Annotated in this window: 19 protein-coding genes; 6 read left to right on the forward strand and 13 right to left on the reverse strand. The window is 41.4% G+C overall.

Features of this window, described 5'->3' with window-relative positions:
* Window positions 1–28: 28 nt before the first annotated feature.
* On the reverse strand, window positions 29–934 hold the full coding sequence (gene truB / locus MN200_RS14480) for a tRNA pseudouridine(55) synthase TruB (RefSeq protein ID WP_058870391.1): 906 nt from the start codon (window positions 932–934) through the stop codon (window positions 29–31).
* 154 nt (window positions 935–1,088) lie between these two features.
* On the opposite strand from truB, the gene MN200_RS14485 reads away from it, so the two are divergent.
* The 3 genes from MN200_RS14485 to MN200_RS14495 all read left to right on the forward strand — a co-directional run bounded on the left by MN200_RS14485 (window position 1,089) and on the right by MN200_RS14495 (window position 4,284).
* Entirely contained in the window at window positions 1,089–2,120 is a 1,032-nt protein-coding gene (locus tag MN200_RS14485; RefSeq protein ID WP_058870392.1) for a lipase secretion chaperone, read from the forward strand.
* A 66-nt stretch (window positions 2,121–2,186) separates the two neighbouring features.
* The gene (locus MN200_RS14490; RefSeq protein ID WP_227509235.1) at window positions 2,187–3,140 is read left to right on the forward strand and encodes a triacylglycerol lipase; all 954 of its coding nucleotides are present in this window, start codon (window positions 2,187–2,189) and stop codon (window positions 3,138–3,140) included.
* A gap of 172 nt (window positions 3,141–3,312) precedes the next feature.
* Window positions 3,313–4,284, forward strand: coding sequence for a triacylglycerol lipase (locus MN200_RS14495; RefSeq protein WP_058870393.1), 972 nt, complete (start codon window positions 3,313–3,315; stop codon window positions 4,282–4,284).
* Between the two features lie 59 nt (window positions 4,285–4,343).
* Here the strand turns inward: MN200_RS14495 and rplS are convergent, their stop codons facing one another.
* From rplS to ispH, 12 genes are all read right to left on the reverse strand, one after another.
* The gene (gene rplS / locus MN200_RS14500; RefSeq protein WP_004691454.1) at window positions 4,344–4,718 is read right to left on the reverse strand and encodes a 50S ribosomal protein L19; all 375 of its coding nucleotides are present in this window, start codon (window positions 4,716–4,718) and stop codon (window positions 4,344–4,346) included.
* Window positions 4,719–4,858: 140 nt separating this feature from the next.
* Window positions 4,859–5,599 (reverse strand): tRNA (guanosine(37)-N1)-methyltransferase TrmD, encoded by a 741-nt coding sequence (trmD, locus tag MN200_RS14505; protein ID WP_242759728.1) that lies wholly within the window; start codon window positions 5,597–5,599, stop codon window positions 4,859–4,861.
* 27 nt (window positions 5,600–5,626) lie between these two features.
* Window positions 5,627–6,175, reverse strand: coding sequence for a ribosome maturation factor RimM (gene rimM / locus MN200_RS14510; protein WP_004978035.1), 549 nt, complete (start codon window positions 6,173–6,175; stop codon window positions 5,627–5,629).
* A gap of 28 nt (window positions 6,176–6,203) precedes the next feature.
* Window positions 6,204–6,461, reverse strand: a complete 258-nt coding sequence (rpsP, locus tag MN200_RS14515; RefSeq protein ID WP_004718284.1) for a 30S ribosomal protein S16 — start codon at window positions 6,459–6,461, stop codon at window positions 6,204–6,206.
* 145 nt (window positions 6,462–6,606) lie between these two features.
* Window positions 6,607–7,065 carry a type IV pilin protein gene (locus tag MN200_RS14520; protein WP_242759729.1) on the reverse strand — a complete coding sequence of 153 codons (459 nt, stop codon included), beginning with the start codon at window positions 7,063–7,065 and terminating at the stop codon, window positions 6,607–6,609.
* Window positions 7,066–7,539 (reverse strand): type IV pilin protein, encoded by a 474-nt coding sequence (locus MN200_RS14525; protein ID WP_278189330.1) that lies wholly within the window; start codon window positions 7,537–7,539, stop codon window positions 7,066–7,068.
* A 14-nt stretch (window positions 7,540–7,553) separates the two neighbouring features.
* A complete protein-coding gene (locus MN200_RS14530) occupies window positions 7,554–11,462 on the reverse strand; it encodes a PilC/PilY family type IV pilus protein (protein WP_242759730.1) in 3,909 nt (1,302 codons plus the stop codon).
* An 11-nt stretch (window positions 11,463–11,473) separates the two neighbouring features.
* Complete coding sequence (locus MN200_RS14535) at window positions 11,474–12,196, reverse strand: hypothetical protein (protein WP_058870397.1); 723 nt, start codon at window positions 12,194–12,196, stop codon at window positions 11,474–11,476.
* A complete protein-coding gene (locus MN200_RS14540) occupies window positions 12,196–13,101 on the reverse strand; it encodes a prepilin-type N-terminal cleavage/methylation domain-containing protein (RefSeq protein ID WP_242759733.1) in 906 nt (301 codons plus the stop codon). The genes MN200_RS14535 and MN200_RS14540 overlap by 1 nt, the downstream gene beginning before the upstream one ends.
* Window positions 13,101–13,601, reverse strand: a complete 501-nt coding sequence (gene pilV, locus MN200_RS14545; RefSeq protein WP_242759735.1) for a type IV pilus modification protein PilV — start codon at window positions 13,599–13,601, stop codon at window positions 13,101–13,103. The genes MN200_RS14540 and pilV overlap by 1 nt, the downstream gene beginning before the upstream one ends.
* The gene (locus MN200_RS14550; protein ID WP_242759737.1) at window positions 13,598–14,059 is read right to left on the reverse strand and encodes a GspH/FimT family pseudopilin; all 462 of its coding nucleotides are present in this window, start codon (window positions 14,057–14,059) and stop codon (window positions 13,598–13,600) included. Before MN200_RS14550 ends, pilV begins: the two co-directional genes overlap by 4 nt.
* Window positions 14,060–14,224: 165 nt before the next feature.
* Complete coding sequence (gene ispH / locus MN200_RS14555; RefSeq protein WP_242759739.1) at window positions 14,225–15,175, reverse strand: 4-hydroxy-3-methylbut-2-enyl diphosphate reductase; 951 nt, start codon at window positions 15,173–15,175, stop codon at window positions 14,225–14,227.
* 134 nt (window positions 15,176–15,309) lie between these two features.
* Between ispH and gmk the strand changes: the two genes are divergently transcribed.
* The 3 genes from gmk to MN200_RS14570 all read left to right on the forward strand — a co-directional run bounded on the left by gmk (window position 15,310) and on the right by MN200_RS14570 (window position 18,615).
* Entirely contained in the window at window positions 15,310–15,933 is a 624-nt protein-coding gene (gene gmk / locus MN200_RS14560) for a guanylate kinase (protein ID WP_242759741.1), read from the forward strand.
* Window positions 15,934–16,010: 77 nt separating this feature from the next.
* A complete protein-coding gene (gene rpoZ / locus MN200_RS14565; RefSeq protein WP_058870403.1) occupies window positions 16,011–16,292 on the forward strand; it encodes a DNA-directed RNA polymerase subunit omega in 282 nt (93 codons plus the stop codon).
* Between the two features lie 223 nt (window positions 16,293–16,515).
* A complete protein-coding gene (locus tag MN200_RS14570; protein ID WP_242759744.1) occupies window positions 16,516–18,615 on the forward strand; it encodes an HD domain-containing protein in 2,100 nt (699 codons plus the stop codon).
* The last annotated feature ends 25 nt before the right edge of the window (window positions 18,616–18,640 follow it).

An 18,640-nucleotide genomic window follows, 5' to 3' on the forward strand; every position in this document is an offset into this window, starting at 1 on the left:
TCCTTTTTTACCGAGTGATATATTTCGATTATAGATTTAAAACCCGCTTTGGAACCAATCTTTTCTTATCGGTAATTTCAGCCAAGCCTAAGCATTTTTCCCCATCGAAAACCAAGACCTGTGCTTCCGCTGTATGCTCAATATTACTTTCCATACCGCGACTAAAGTATTCACTACGCCCTTCTGGAACTTGTACTTTAGGAAAATGATCTACAGGTGCATATACAGGTAACAACAGTGCTTCGCGCTCTTGTTCAGACAAACTTTCCAAATACTCAATGGTATAACTTGGAATCAGATCAAAATGACCCGTTTTAATGCGGTGTAAATAAGTCAAATGACCATAAGTACCCAATGCCTTCGCAATATCTTCGCCTAAAACACGAATATATGTGCCTTTGGAGCAGGTAATATCAAGGGTGATACTGTCTGCTGTGAATGAAAGCAGCTCAATCGCATAGATGGTAACCGGACGTGCTTCACGCTCAATTTCAATCCCTTTACGGGCCAACTCATATAAAGGACGACCATCTTTCTTCAAAGCGGAATACATCGGTGGCACTTGCTGAATATCACCCACAAACTGAGCCAAAACGGCTTCAATCAACTCTTCGGTTAACTCAGGTACAGCCTGCTCTAACAACTGCTCGCCTTCTACATCACCTGTGGTGGTACTGTGCCCCAGCTGAATGGTGGTTTGATAGCGCTTCACCGAGTCCAACAAAAAGTGCGAAAACTTGGTCGCTTCGCCCAAACAAATCGGCAGCAATCCTGATGCCAATGGATCAAGCGCTCCTGTATGCCCCGCCTTTTGCGCACGGTATAACCAACGCACTTTTTGCAATGCCGCATTTGAACTGATCCCCAATGGCTTATTCAATAAAAATACACCATTCACGGCACGGCGCTGGATTTTTGAAGCAGATGATTTCATAACATAGACACGTCTTAAAGCTGCCGCAATACTATCAACCGCTTGTCTAGTTTTACAACTTTTCTGTTGTTTATTTGCCCTTTTGTTTCAGAATAAATCGAGTTCAGTCATATGAACCAAATAAAAAATACAATAGGGATGTTAGGCATAGGATATGCAAAAAAAGAAATTATGGCTCATTTTCGCCGTGATCATCGTTGTCATTCTTGGTTTTCTCATTTGGCTTGCACCCAATGCAACTGTTGGCTCAAACCAAGGGCCGATTAGCTCTAGCGCTCAAAATACGACAGGCTTATTACCCACAGCGTCAGACTTGCTACATGCATCGGGGCTGCCTTTTGTCAGTAACAGCCAACAGGACACCGAAATCAACTGCCAACTGGTGCTCGACCAAAGTAATCGCTTAGTTGTTAATGAACAGACTCGTAATTGTTTTGAATATTTCATTACCCAATATGGTGAAAAAAATATTGACCAGATCAAGCAAGATTTTAAAGCCTATATCCAGCAAGGTTATCAAGAACCTGCGCTTAAGCAAATTTTAGATCTTTGGACTCGTTATTTAGATTATCGTGTGCAATTGGGTAGTCTGAAGGAGCCAAGCCTAAATAAAGAAGACCCTGAGTACTATCGTAAAATTTTTGCTTCGATGAAAAGCCTACGTAGCCAGTTCTTTTCCGACTATGAAGTTGATGGCCTCTTTGGCGCTGAAAATACCTACCATGAATATACCTTAGACCGCATGAGCATCATGGCAGATCAATCCTTAACTGAAGTACAAAAAGCGCAGAAACTGAAAGAACTGTTTGCTCAACTGCCCGAAGATTGGAAAGAAAATCTAGAACAACTCTCCAAACTCGAAGATCTGCGTAAACTGACCTCAGATATTAAGACGCGCGGCGGTTCTGCAGAAGAAATTCGCCAAATGCGCCAGAATCTTGTCGGTGCCGAAGCGACCGTACGCCTAGAAAAACTCGACCAAGATCGAAACAATTGGAAATCTCGGGTCAATACTTACTTAGAACAACGCGACAGCATTCTCAACAGCAACATGAGTCAAGACGCACAGCAGCAAGCCATTCAAAAACTACGTGATCAACAGTTTAATAATTCACAAGAACAACTTCGACTAGGAGCCTTTGAAACCACGCATGACACAGGAGGAAAACCTCCGTTCGCAGATTAAAGCTATACCGTGTTTGACTTTTTCAGGATGAAAAAAATGTTTATAACGAAAAGAATGATACAAACAATGTCACTCGTAGGTCTGGTTACCAGCCTTGGACTCAGCGCAACCACAGCCACAGCTGGATTACAGACGGTGACTGCAAGCGTAAAAAGTAATTATGCTCAAACTAAATATCCATTGCTATTTACCCATGGCATGTTTGGGTTCAGCCGAGTGGGGGTTGCCGAATTTGGACTAGATTACTGGTATCAAATTTTACCCGACTTGGCTCGAAATGGCGCAACCACCTTTGCAGCACAAATTTCCCCTTTAGAATCAACTGAAGTACGGGGTGAGCAGTTACTACAACAAGTTGAAGAGGTCATCGCCCTAACAAATAAGCCCAAAGTTAATTTGATTGGACATAGCCATGGCGGACCAACCATTCGCTATGTAGAAGCAGTTAAACCGCAATATGTGGCCTCACTGACAGGTGTGGGAGCAACATTTAGAGGTTCTAAAGTGGCAGACCAGCTTCTTGCCAATCAAGGTGGAACACAACTGCTCAGTCTAGCGGCGGATCATATTATTGGTCCTATGCTTGCTTATGGGCAAAGTAACCCTGCCTTAAAAAGTAATTTAACAGCATCACTCACCTCAATTAGCGAGCAAGGTTCCCATGTTTTTAATCAGAAATATCCAACAACAGCACTGGCTTCAGACTGTAACAAGAGCGGTGCAACATCCAGCAATGGCGTGTATTACTATTCGTGGACTGGCACGTCTCAAGTCACGAACATTCTCGATGTTGCAGACAGTGCGATCTCACTGTTGGGGCCTTTGGCCTATGGCCATTTAGACAATGATGGTTTAGTGGCACGCTGTAGTACACACTTCGGTAAAGTCATCCGTGATAACTATGACTGGAACCATCTAGATGAGGTCAATCAAGTTATGGGGCTACGTGGACTATTTAGCGCAGACCCTGTTGATGTCTATCGCCAACATGCCAATCGCTTAAAACTTCAAGGACTCTAGTTCTATTTTTCCCTTCGAATCTTTAACGTTTCGGAGGGATGTCTCCTAGAATTATCCAGTTACAAACTGTATTTCATTTAATCGGATTTCTCCACGCTCCTCCTCTCTCACCTTTATACTCATTTTGACAACTTAAATTGTCGTCATAAAAAATAAAAAATGAGGATGATCAATGAAATATGGATTATTGATAGCTGGACTGCTGTCGACCTGCGCACTTGCTGCTACACAAACGCAAGCAGCCGCTTCACAAATTAAATCAAACTACGTTGCCTCTAATTATGCAAAGACCAAATACCCTTTGGTTTTTGCACATGGTATGGGGGGCTGGATTCGAGCAGGAACCGATGAACTCGGAGTGGATTATTGGTATCAAATCTTGCCAGATTTAGCCCGTAACGGTGCAAACGCATGGGCAACACGCGTTTCTCCATTCAACACATCTGAAGTGCGTGGTGAACAACTGCTGCAACAAGTTGATGAAATCTTAGCGATTACAGGAGCACCCAAAGTCAATTTGCTTGGTCATAGTCACGGCGGACATAGTATTGCCTATGTCTCAAATGTGATGCCCAATAAAATCGCGTCTGCAACAGCCATTTCTAGTCCTTTAAAAGGCTCTCCTGTGGCGGATTTGATTATTTCCGCACAAGGTACGCCGCTAGAACAACCGCTGGTAGGCTTAATCAACTTTGGGTCCAAGGCTATTGTTTGGGCACAACAGCAAGATCCGAACTCACTTCCACATGATGCACTCGGTGCTGGTAAAAGTTTAAGTCAAGCTGGTTCTAAAGCTTTTGCACAGAAATATCCACTGGGTATGCCAAAAACAAGCTGTGGTGAAGGCTTAGCGAAAGAGAATGGGGTTTATTTTTACTCTTTCTCTGGCAACTCAACATTAACCAATATTCTTGATCCAGACTCATTATTGGGTGCGACAGGCTTACTCATGCAAGCGCCAAATGATAATGATGGCTTAGTCTCACGTTGTAGTGCCAAATATGGCAAGACCGTGCGCGATAACTATAATTGGAATCATTTAGATGTGATTAACCAGTTCTTTGGACTACGTTCTATTTTTGCTCCAGACCCTGTTGATGTTTACCGACAACACGCCAACCGATTAAAGCTTCAAGGACTCTAAAATTTAGGCATAAAAAATGCGCCATTGGGCGCATTTTTTTACTCGTGTAAAACTTAAAATTAAGCTTTAACTTTACGAGCTGGTAACTTTTCGCGAATACGTGCAGCTTTACCAGACAATTCACGTAGGTAGTAAAGTTTAGCACGACGAACGTCACCACGACGTTTCACTTCGATTTTAGCAACGATTGGAGAGTGAGTTTGGAAAACACGCTCAACACCAACACCGCTAGAAATTTTACGTACTGTGAACGCAGAGTTCAAGCCACGGTTTTTCTTCGCGATTACAACACCTTCAAATGCCTGAAGACGCTCACGGTCACCCTCTTTTACTTTAACCTGAACGATAACTGTATCGCCTGGTGCAAAAGCTGGGATGTCTTGTTTAAGCTGTGCATTTTCAACAGCTTGTACTAAAGGATGCTTACCGCTCATGGGGTATCTCCAATATGTGCGGGTCAGAAGAGGTCTGATATCCGCTGGGTATAGAGGCTAAATCGCATAGACCCGATTATCTTTCTCTTTATGCTTGACCACTTCAATGCACAAAGAGCCTATTAAAAGAATACTCTGAATTAAGTATTCAAATCTGTTAGCCATTTCTTTTGCTGCTTCGTCAACTCCACATTGTCCACCAACTCAGGTCGGCGTTGTTGTGTTCGTTGATAACGCTGCAAAAACCGCCATTTCTCAATATTGGCATGATGTCCCGACTTTAAGACTTCAGGGACATCCAAACCTTCAAAATGGTCTGGCTTGGTATATTGTGGGCAGTCCAAAAGACCATCCACAAATGAGTCTTGCACATGAGACTGTTCATCAGACATTGCACCCGGGAGTCTCCGAATAATACTGTCTAATAAAACCATCGCAGGAAGCTCACCACCCGATAAAACGTAATCCCCTATGGACCATTCCTGATCAACATATTTTTGGATCAAACGTTCATCGACTCCTTCATAACGACCACACAACACAATCAATCCATCATATTCGACAAACTGTTGTACTGCAGGCTCATTTAAGGTTTTTCCTTGCGGTGACATATACACCACAGGAACATGAACTGCACCTGCTTGCATGGCAAGCGCTTTGGCATGTTGAATTGCTTTTGCCAGAGGCTCAGCCATCATCACCATACCAGGACCACCACCAAATGGACGTTCATCCACTCGCTTGTAGTTGCCCTCAGCATAATCACGAGGATTAATACAAGTCACTTGTACTAAATCACTTTTTGCTGCACGCCCGCTAATACCGTAGGCTGTAATCGCTTCAAACATTTCAGGAAAAAGCGTAATGACTGCAAAAAACATCGCAGACTCCCGTATTTCCAAAAATAATTAGTAATCTACGCCCCAATTAACGTAGATACGACCAGCTTCGAGATCAACGCGTTGCACCACATCTTTATGCCATGGAATCATACGCTCTTCAGCATCAACGCTGTCTGGTGTTGCGTGAACCACCATCACATCATTGGCGCCTGTCTCAAACATTTCATGGATTTTTCCGAGATTTACTTCTTGTTCTTCATCATCCAAACCTAACACTGTTAAGCCTTTCAAATCTGACCAGTAAAACTCATCCATTCCTGCTTTAGGAAGTTGCGCTTTTGAAATCCAGACATTTGCGCCAACTAAGTTATCTGCTGCAGTGCGATCAATGACGCCTTTGAGCGAAACAACTAAGCCTTTACCATGCGGTTTCCAACGTTTTACATCTATGGTTTGCCAACCTGCTTTGGTTTCAATGTACCAAGGCAGATAGTCAAAGATGTTGCTCATCGGTTCTGTATTGGAATAGATCCAGAGCCACCCATTTAATCCATATGCTGAACGTAACTGTCCAATCTGAATACGATCTTCGGGAACATTCTGTGTTGGTGTCATGGGCTACCTACTACTTAATTAGCAAAAATTATGCAGTAGCTGCAGCTTTCTTAGCTTGAGCAGCTAAAGAAGCAACACGTTCAGATGGTTGAGCACCTTGAGCAACCCAGTGTGCAAAACGGTCAGCATCTAAACGAAGTTTTTCTGCTTTACCTTGAGCTGTTGGGTTGAAGAAACCAATACGTTCGATGAAACGACCGTCACGTGCATTACGGCTATCAGTTACAATAACTTGATAGAACGGACGTTTTTTAGCACCACCGCGTGCAAGACGAATAACTACCATGATACAACCTTATAGTTTTTACGGATTATCCCTGCCCCGACCACCGGAACATTTCAAACCCCTTTCATAGAGGGCAATATTTTACGTTATCTTTGCTGTGAAAGAAAGATTAAAATTTGTTTATCCACAGTTTTGAATTTGGATTTTATCTGCCGTCCCAGTTGGATGTGTCACTTAGGGCACAAGTCGATGCACCTTTAGTCCAGCATTTTTCCCCGCGGTGATTCACAATACTAACCCCATCATTTTCCTGAATGGTTCCATCAATGGGAGTGGCTGTTAATGTCCATGTATTTGCTGCAACATCTGTTAAAGATACTTCATACAATGGATCACTATCTTGAGGAATTTCAAGATTATCGTTTGCATTAAGTGTATAACCTAATGTTTCCAATGTGATCGGGTTACCATTCGCCAATAAAAACCTAAAGTTGGATACTTTATAACGCTGAATTTGGTTAGCTAGGGCAACCAGTTCAGCCTGAGCTTCTACACGCTTTGTTTTTCGTACATGCTCTTGATAGGAAGGATATGCGATAGCAGCCAAGATACCAATAATTGCAACCACAATCATGAGTTCAATAAGCGTAAATCCTTTATTCATTTACCACTCCTCACTACCATTCGCGGTACTGCCACAACTCTCAAAATCAACATTTGCTGTAGTTTTATTCTTACAACGCATCCCTGTACTTGTAAGTAGCATCGTATAATTTTTATCGTCCGAACTCACAGCTTGAATTGCCCAATTCCGACCTGCAGCATCATCATCTGTTAACTCTAAATCTGGATCATTTCCATCTCTGATCGTCAATGTATATTTAATCGCAGAGCCAGTTGCTCCCACAGGTAATACTGCACTTGTAGTCGTAAATCCTCGATAACTAAAATTACGCGCTTTATGCCGATCTAACAAAGTAGCTAATCGCTGTATCTCTTGTTGTGCCTGACTGGCTGCCGCGCGTCGTACATACTCTTGGTATGACGGTATAGCAATTGCTGCGAAAATCGCAACAATTACTACAACAACCATTAGTTCAATCAATGTAAATCCAGAGGACTTTATTATTTTTTTCATAGTTCCTCCTTAAATTAACGTCGATCGTACCAACGCTGAGGAATCAGTTTATTCCCAGTATTGTAACGTTTATCTAAAATAGCATTGCCCGTAACCCCTGATGTATCTACGTTTGCAACAATAAGTCGTTGCATCCCACTACCATCACCTGCACCAACAGCACCACCGACGATACCTGCTCCCATACTTAGCCTATAAGAAGTAGATGTTCCACCATTACATTGCCCATACGGCATACAGAATAAAGTCATGAAGCTTTCACCCTTTACACCAGCTCCACAATCTCCAGACATTCCATTTCGACTTCCATCAAAAGTGGTTACAAACATGTCATTATTGATAACCAATGGTGTAGACATCACCTTCTCACTCTGTACTAAAGTGGACTTAAATAAGTAGTACCAACCCTGAGTTAAGTCATAAGGCGCTCTATAAGAGGTAATAGCAAATCTATTGGTATTATCAAGTGCAACGAGTTGATTAATAAGAGTGTTTCCAACATTACTACTCTCATTCAACAACGTTACACCTAATGTATTTAATTTATTAGGAGCTGTCCCTGTTGCTGTAACAACATATGCATTCGAACTCGTCAAATTAAATAAATCACTTCTGGCTACGTCTTTATCATATAAGTTAAAAACACCATCGTGTTTATAATTGGTACTTGTACTATATTCCGCGAGAGGTTGACTTCGGTTTCCACTACCAATTGATACAACACCAAAAATTGTTCCACCTTCTGAATATGTGGAGAAACTAGGCATTTCGTAGAAACGTGGACTATATATGCCATTGTTTAAATTAAGAACTCTTGTAGGCTGTTTGGCAAATAATGCTGTGTTGGTACCAGCTTTATTATTTAAATCGATACGCCAAACTTGACCACCTAAGTCACCAAAGTATAAGTGATCAGTTAATCCATCAGAGTCTCGATCTACAGCTTTAATCTGACTCACCACACTATATTTCATGTCCACATCATAAGAACTGGCTATACCAGTCGTTGGAGCATAAGTCGGGCCAGGGTTTGCTGTTGTTGGTGATGTATGCACTGTTGCATTCGCACTCGCCCACCACAATAAACTACCATCAAGCGCATCAAACATATACACACCAGAACCAATCTTATTGGTTTGAGCATAGTCATTATATTCATAACCACGGTAATATTTGATTTTTGCTTGTTTCGCTGCACGCTCTGCCGCTGTCGTCTCTGGCATACTAGTAATGGATGTTGGTAACCCTTCAGCATCATAACCTCCACCTACTAGCATGACGAGTTTTTTGGTTCCTTTCCAATTAATCCAAGTCAATGTAGGCTTAGACCAACTTTGCCCCATACACGCAAGTGGATTAGCACTCGAACACTGACTTAATGCAGGCGGGGTTATAGTAAATTTAAGTTTTGGATTATTGATATCAGCTAAGTCCAACGCATAATAATTACGTCCCCCCATACGTAAACCACCATAAACAATCTGTTTACCTGATCGACTATTTAAACCCGCCCCAACAGTTAACATATCATCTGCCGCATTGACATATTCAGTGTAAGAAGTCCAAGGCCCATCAACCCCATAATACAACTTATCCATTCCACCAATCGTGGTATCAAAGTTTAACAATGCATCCTTTTGGTTTTCCACCATACTATTCGGTAAAAATGCGAATTTTTCTTCTCCAGTATCTGCATCAACTATATGCAAAACACCTTGCGTGGTTCCAAATAAAATATAGTCATCTCGCTCTTCAGAACCTATGACACCATTTTCATATGTCACTTTCCCTTGATTTGTAAGAAGCAATGGTGAAGAATGCATTACAGCACCTACCTGACGCAACTCCTCCGCTTGAGCAATCGACGTATTTGTAATGGTTTGAGGTTCTTTGGCATTTACACGATAACCAAGCAATGATAATAGATATCCTCTAGCTGGATCAGTACTATTAACCAAAGTTAAATCCAACGCTCTTAATGTAGTTGCGTCCAAATATTCATTATTTGTTGCTGTTGCAGGTCTATCGGTTAATATTTTGCGCTGTATTGCACCATTCGTATTTGAACGTAGTTTTAACCGTGATTTGACACCACCAACCAATCTATTTTTATTGCTACCAAGAATGGATTCATCATCCTGATTTACACCCGTAACTGGATCGGCAGACCATAAATCGTAGTTATCACCAATTTTACCTTGGCTATTGACGAAAATATCATCGTTTTTATCAACCAACGTACCTGTACTAGTAACTTTATACTTCTTCAGGTTACCCGCCCATAATTGATAGCTCTTATCAGGGGTTGGTTGGAACTGTGGATAATACGCATAATTTTGCAATGCAGCAGGATTTAATTGATCATTTGGGATCGTTGATGTTCCTGTTGTTACAGCTGGAATTTCTGTTGACAAATTATTAATAAAATCGTTTACGCTATCAATAACGTCTTGAGAACTTGTCCCCGCATACCAACCACCTTGACCGCGAATACCCCAACGTGCTGCACGTTTTTCGTTATTATCATCATTCACCGTGCCTAGTAATGCGATATTTTCTTCTTCAGATAAATTTTTATTATAAGAAGGGATTGAGTTATAAGCTGAGCCAAATCCAACAACAGCTGTTTTGAGTTTTAAATCGCGTGGGTTAGCATTGGTTGTTTGATTCAAGATACGCGTACTAAATTTTTCTACACAGTCCCATCCACCGCTTGAATCAGAACAGGTAAACGCACTACTTCCAGCTAACGCAGTTTGCATTAAACTCTGTGCCGAATTATTCCCATTTGGCACACCATCGGTTAGTACATAAATACCTTGACCACTACACTGCTTAGTCTCTGCATCTGGCTCTAACTGTGCAGATAAAGAGGTTGGCATTTTATATTTTGAGTAATCAGTTGCTAATACGCCACTACCCGCAGCATATTGTCCAGATGCCGAATTAGTCGCAGAATAATAACATGTTGCAGAAAAAGAACCATTACTTGCGACTAAATTACACGATTGTGCTCCATAAGTTCGAGCAACCGATGAATAACGATTACCATTATAATTACAAGTAGAACCAGTAAGCCCACTACACTCATACCAATAACTATTATAATATGCATATCTATTACGATTTGAAGTAGATGTACCCAACATATACGCAGCAGCTTCTGCATACGCATTCGCTGTTGGTGTACCGCCATTAGCCTCAAGATTCGCTACTTCTGTCATTAGGCTTTTACGATGTGTTTCAGAAGCTAAGGTTGTTTCAGTATCTAAACCTAACCTTTGAACAGGAATACGAACTTGTCCACGAGTACCATCGCCATTAATTGAATAGGTTGTCAATCCAAGAAATTTATCTTTACCAATGGCATTAGCACCATATAAAAGTTGATACATTGCATCTTTAACCAAAGTTAAACGATCCCAAAAAACTGCATTACCTGAACTAGAGTAATAAAATATATTTCCAGAAATATCTTGCGTAGAGTATCCAGACGGTGCCGATGTTCTCGTTGTTTGTAATGTACAGTCTGAAATGTTTACAGAACCATCTATCCCACAAGACAAATATCTCCAATTTCCAGACACTAGAACTCTTTTAAAATAGTAGGTTCTACTTTCTCGTCTACATCCTACTTTTGTATACGATATCCCATTTTCACTAAAGCTTTCGGTTCTACGGTTACTGCTACTACAACTTGTATATTCAATGTTATTTGCATCATGATAATCCATACTTCCCGAAATATCTAAAACAAACATCAAAGAGATATTTCCCGAGCGTGCTTGTTGATAAATCTCAATATCACTCGCATATGAAGCAGTTGCACTAAACACAAATCCTGTCATAAGAGCTGATAAGCTCATAGCCAATGCTTTCTTTAAAGGATGAGCTATAAGTTGTTCTTTCTTTCTAATTTTCATTTCATTCACCCTTAAAGAAATGCCTGACCTAACGTATATTCAGTGACATGTGTTGTAAAAGGCACATTTAAATCCGATAGACAATTTGCTACACCATTCGTCGAACTATTACTAATATGGCTATCTAAACAGTCATCAATATCATCTGTATCTGCTGAAGCGAGTGTGGGCATCAGTGAAGTCGTATTCACAATTACTCGATCTGTTTTTTGAATTTTAGATAGTTCTTCATCCGTGCCACGAACTGAGTCTTGGAATGGCGTAGATGATACCGAATTTGTAAAACTTACAGATACTTGAGTCATGACAGCTCTACGTTCGCTGGTAAAAAAGTTTGCAGTATTCGCTCCTGTTCGACAGAAGCCACTCACTCCTTGATCCGTATTCACGATATTTCCACTGTCATTCACATAGACCATACTCGCTTGCGACAAAGTAAAGAATTGAGCTCGGCTGCCTCTATAACAAAACACTAACTCTTTACCTTTGTTTTCAGGACCTCTAATAAAGCCAAACATGCCATCAGCTGCTAAACTGCGTAATAAATTATTTGTGTCTTCAACGTTAAACGTTGCAGCATCAGAGTTTTGAATCATGAGTTGTTGAGCTTGGCTATTGGTTGCAATATTTAATGACACCATACTTTGACGAATAGCCAATGTACCAATAATAGTGATCGCCAATAAAAGAATTAATACGACGATGAGTGTCGAGCCATGTTGTTGTCTAATCATCACTCTCTCTCCCCTAACGCATTACGTATTGCAACCTCTTGAGTCACGACCTGACGAATAAAACCTTGCGGGTTCCCATTCGCTCCAATTGCTACGTTTTGATCTAACACGACAAAAGCATTGTTTTGTGCTGTCGACACATCTTGACCCGTAGACTGGCCTGAGCGTGCGAGCACACCTAAACTCACCCCTAAAATACGCGGTTTAGTCCCTGTCAATGCCATATATTCGTGAATACCGATATATCGACGGTTACCATTAGCATTACTCACATTCAGCAATACACGAAAATGATCAACGCGCTTCATAATGATTTCACCAGCATCACCATAGCGAGCAAGATTGGTGTCACTATAGTTACCAGCATCACATGCTAAAGCTAAAGGGTTCCCCTCCCCAGCTCCCGCATTTGCATCTACCCGCAAAAAATAACGCTGAATAACAATACGATCTACTGTCGTGATTTCACGCCCTTCACAATCAAAACCACCTATTTGTGCAGGCTTATACTGAATTACAAGTTGATCACTGTTTTGAGTTACATTCGATGCACCAGTCCACGCATTATTGCTACCCACTGCATCACCATTACTTCGGCTTAGTAAAGTAGCATTCACATTTGTTCGAATTCCTGTAGGCAGATTGGATTGACTCAAAACAACACCTCCATGAAGTAAGGCATCATTCATCGCAGCTTCAACAGTATTCAGATTGGCTAATCTAAGATCCTGAGTTATATAGTTAAGCCCAAAATTTGCATTGTCTTGTAAATCCGCCATTCCTTGTTGTACTTGACTACTTTTCACCCCTGTCAAAAACAACATTGCTGCTGCTGCAACCACAATCAGCCCAAGAGCTAGAGCAATCATGAGTTCAATAAGTGTAAAGCCTTTTTGTATTTTCATTAGTAGGCCTCCATGACTACACAAGTTGATTCATTACGGTAAGCACCCGCTGTGGTACAGTTATTTAAACCATCCGCATTGGTTGCCGCAGTGTCCCCCCATGCAACATAAATGCATCTCCGCCCATTACTCACCTCTGGGCAAGCAAACATATTGACTGTCATCCCCACTCGTTGAGCAGATAAATTTGTAAGTGCAGCATCAAAACGTGCCATTTGTGTTGGCGTACAAAATGCTGTGTAACAATTCGGATTGGTGATATTGGTCGCATTTCCCGCAATAGCCGCAGTATACACATCCAACTGGTCACGATTAACACGAATTTTCTCAGCTAAATCACGTGCCAAATTAATTGCTTGTACACGGTTAGCCCCCTCACTAGATGCCTCAATTGCTCGATATTGCAACGCTACAAAACCAAGCACACCAACTGCAAGAATAAGTAAGGCAACCAATACTTCTATTAACCCAACACCTGCTTGCTTTTTTATAGTTATCATGAACAATCCCCTTCAACGATCTGCTGGATCGCCCCCATTTTAGATATCGTGACCATTCTGGAATATTTAGGATCAGAAGATGCATCACAAATTTCAAAACTCGTATCTGTGGCAATAATTTGATTTGCTGCTGGATCTTTCACTAGCCCTGTCGGCATAAAAACTATTTCTGTCGCCCGACCAGTCTTTAAACTCGACTTACCGACTGGCATCCAATTCAACGTATCGTCAGTATTTTCATCCGTAGACAATAATTCAACTGTAATTTCTCTGCGCTCTAAAGCAGCTTTTGCTCTTGCCTGATTTAAAGTAGCAACCAATTCTTTTGTACTTTTGTTTAAATTTTGGCGCTGTAACATATCCCCGAAAGAAGGAGCGGCCATCATCGCGATAATTGCCATAATCGCAATCGTCACCATCAGCTCAATTAAGGTGAACCCTTTATGTTTATTTTGCATACTCCCTCCCCAAGGCAACAAAACTTTACCCTATTTAAAATCATATTCTAATTCTTTACACAATCAGCACAATACAGGATAAAAGGCATAAAAAAACAGATGATTGCCAATTTACAATCATCTGTCAATTTTTCAATAAAATTAGAATGTTAACCAATCCACCTTTTAGGCTTGAGTTACCGCAATACGTAACTCTTTTGGCAAACTAAAGGTAATATTTTCTTCCGTTCCAGCAAGTTCTTGTGGTGGCGTTGCACCCCAATCTTGTAATCGTTGAATCACTTGCTTAATTAAAATTTCAGGTGCAGATGCACCCGCTGTGACGCCAACCTTGGCGATATTTTCAAACCATGCCTGCTGAAGTTCATCTGCATTATCGACCAAATAAGCGGCTTTACCCATTCGCTCGGCCAATTCTCGTAAACGATTCGAATTCGATGAGTTTGGCGAACCGACCACCAACACCACATCACATTGGATTGCTAAATCACGCACCGCATCTTGACGGTTTTGGGTGGCATAGCAAATGTCATCTTTACGCGGCCCTTGAATCTCAGGAAATTTCGCCCGTAAAGCATCAATCACTTTTGCAGTATCATCGATCGATAAGGTGGTTTGAGTAACAAAAGCCACGCGCTCAGGATGATGCACTTGAAGCTCGGCCACGTCTTGTTCATCTTCAACCAAATAAATCGCACCACCATTTTTCAGGTCATATTGCCCCATGGTACCTTCAACTTCAGGGTGGCCTTCATGACCAATTAAGATAGCCTCAACCCCCTCACGGGCATATTTAGTAACTTCAATATGAACCTTGGTCACCAATGGACAGGTTGCATCAAAAACTTTTAAACCACGACGCTCGGCTTCGATCTGTACTGCTTTAGAAACGCCATGCGCACTAAAAATTACAATATTGTCATCGGGGACTTCATCCAATTCATCGACAAAAATTGCACCTCGTTGACGTAAATCGTCCACAACAAATTTATTGTGTACCACTTCATGTCGTACATAAATGGGTGGATTAAAGCACTCAAGCGCACGATTTACGATGGCAATCGCACGGTCAACACCTGCACAAAAACCACGTGGATTGGCCAATACAATTTCCATATGTTCCTCGATACCACTTTTCAATCAGCGGAAACTAATAAAATAAATGCAAACAAAGTGACGCCTTGCTATTTCGTTTAAACCTTGTCTGCTCTAAAATAGAGAAGATATTTTATCATATCAGGAAAAATATCATGTCGGGTCTCTTGTTTGTCGTTTCTGCAGCTTCAGGAACAGGCAAAACATCCCTCGTAAAAGCCCTCCTTGACCGTGTAACGAATCTTCACGTTTCTGTTTCTCATACTACACGTGGGCAACGTCCCGGCGAACTTGATGGTGTACATTACCATTTTACCGAAAAAGACTCATTTTTGGCCTTGGTTGAACAAGGTGGTTTTATTGAATACGCCGAAGTCTTTGGTAATTACTACGGTACAGCTCAAGCTACAGTAAAAGAACAACTGGCGAAAGGTCATGATGTCCTACTTGAAATTGACTGGCAAGGCGCACAGCAAGTGCGTAAGCTTTTTCCTGACTCTAAACAAATTTTCATTTTACCACCAAGCCAGTTTGATCTGCGTCAACGTCTGTCTAACCGTGGTACAGACTCGGTTGAAGTGATTGAGCGTCGTTTAGGCTGTGCAGTTGAAGACATGCAACAATATGTCAACTTTGACTATGTGATTATTAATGATGATTTTAATAAGGCTTTGCACGATCTTGAGTCTGTGATTATTGCCAATCGTTTAGTCATTACACAGCAAGCGAGCCGTCATCAGAAAATGATTTCTGAGCTGATCAGCCCTGTTGAAAAGTGATTAAAACTTGAGTCTACAGACAAAGCGCCTTATACTGCATAGTCTGTTTAATTTTAGCCTTTGTAACGAGAACTCTTATGGCACGCGTAACCGTTGAAGATTGTTTAGACCATGTAGACAACCGCTTTGAGCTTGTACTAGTGGCAAGCAAACGCGCGCGTCAATTGGCACGTCAAGGCATTGAACCTACTGTTGAGTGGGACAATGACAAACCGACTGTTGTTGCATTACGTGAAATCGCAATCGGTCATGTTTCTAAAGATATTTTGAAACAACGCGACCAAGACTACCAAACTTCGAGTCTTGATCTTGCACTGTCTGCAAACAATTTGAATTTAGATGGTTTTTCTTTCCAATAAGAAAAATTTATCGTTTAAAAGCCTAGTTTTTAACTAGGCTTTTTTATTGGATAACTTTTATATTTATCCAATACACGTTATAACTAGAAGATAGGATTCATCGTGGTTTAGGTGTATCTTTTTTGCTTTTCTCTCAATGAAAAATTTGACAACTCATGCAATATGTTTTTCATTAGAGGATCAGTAAAATTTTCTTGTCATTGCTACGTCTTAAAGGTGTTTTATGCCAGGCCCAATGGTCAGTCAAGCTAAACAACAGCTCAAAACTATTATCGATGCTTACTTAACTGAAAGCGACGTCGAGCGAGTGCTTGCGGCCTGTGATTATGCGGATATTGCCCATGATGGTATTACCCGTAAAAGTGGCGAACCCTATATTTTACACCCGATTGCGGTCAGCTGTATTTTAGCGCATATGCGTCTAGATGCCGAAACCCTGATGGCGGCACTTTTACATGATGTGATTGAAGACACAGACTTTAGCAAAGAAGATATTGCAGAAAAATTTGGCAAAACCGTCGCCGAACTGGTCGATGGCGTCACCAAACTCAGCCAATCCAGCGATAAAGAATATAATAAAGCCGCTTCTTTCCGAAAAATTCTGCAAGCCACACTACAAGACCCACGTGTCATTATTATTAAACTGGCTGATCGCTATCACAACATGACCACCTTGGATGCATTGCGTCCTGATAAGCGTGCGCGTATTGCCCAAGAAACCTTTGATATTTTTGTCCCAATGGCACGTATTGTTGGCATGAATGAGATGGGCGATAACCTCGAACATTTGTGTTATCAAAATCTTGATCTCGACATGTATAACAATGTCCAAGAAGCCCTTCTCCAAACCAAACCCAAACGCTGTGAATATCAAAGCAAATGGGAAAATAATCTGACCGAGCTATTAAAAACCCATCAAATTCCAGGGCGAATTAAAAAGAAAAATAATAATATCGAACTGTTACGACACTTTGTAAAAAATGACATTGATCTACATGAACTTACGCATAGTCACGCCTTTGAAATTATTCTAAATAGTATTGCTGACTGTGACCGCTTAGCCGATGTGTTGCGAGAGAGTTTTCAAGTTTTACACTTTGCAGACCATATTCGTAAACCACTCCCAGGTGGTAACCAATCGCTACTACTACGTTTAAAAGGTGAAAACACAACCTTATCAGTCACCATTCAAACCGAGCTGATGCGCAAAGCGGCGCGTTTTGGTGTAGTCCTAGGCGACAGTGCTCCGCAAGCTTGCCGCTCTGCGATTCAAGCCTCGATGCAGAACTTAAATGTCTTGATTGATGGTGCCTGTGCCAAAACCACTTTTAGTGAATTACTCGATTATTTACACCAAGAGAAAATTTGGGTGTATACACCACAAGGTCATTTACACGAATTACCGCAAGGTGCAACAGTCGTCGATTTTGCCTACTCTGCCAGCTTATTTTTAGGGAACCATGCGGTAGGTGCGAAAATCAATGGGGAGACCAAGCCACTTTCTACGCCATTGCACAGTGGGCAGGTGATTGAAGTGATCACCGATGTCTTAGCCACCCCCAATCCGGATTGGCTCAGCTTCGTCAACACACAAAAAGCCCGTCGTGCTTTGCAAAATATTTTGCGCGATCAAGACATAGAAGAACAACGCCTTGTTGGACAACAAGCTTTAAATCGCGCTTTAAAACTATTCAATGTATCCATTAAAGATTTAACCGAATCAGACTGGTTAGAGCTTTTACAATGGCGACATATCGAAAGTAAAGACCAATTATTTGAGCAAATTGCCGTGGGTGATTTACTGCCGCAATTGGTTGCGAATCATTTGTTTGCGCATGACCAAAGTGCACAAGAGTCTGATCGACTGATTCAAGGTACTGAAGGAGTCGATGTTAAATATGCACATTGCTGCAATCCTGTACTCGGCGACCCAATTCAAGGGCACTTATCCCGTCGTGGTCTGATTGTCCATCGTGCGCGTTGTCATAACCTCTTACATGAACAACATCTACATCCTGAAAACATCATGCCGTTGCAGTGGACCAATGAGAACGAAGAAGAAATTAGTTTCACTGCATATTTATTGATTAACATGGCCATGGATGACGAACAAATTTCAGACCTAATTTATCAATGTCGTAAAGAAAAAATTGGGGTCGAAATGGTGCGTAATCAAGACGACAAGACTTATGTCAATGTTGTGGTACACAATCGCAAGCAAATTGCAAAAATCATTCGCGATCTACGCATGCATTTTGGCTTCCCACGTATCAGTCGATTAGCTCAACCAGTGAGCATTGCGGAAACATCGATTGCGAGTTAATTGTTTAAATCCACACATTTTAATG

Source organism: Acinetobacter sp. LUNF3 (assembly GCF_022699605.1).
In the GTDB taxonomy this organism is placed as follows: Bacteria; Pseudomonadota; Gammaproteobacteria; order Pseudomonadales; family Moraxellaceae; genus Acinetobacter; species Acinetobacter johnsonii.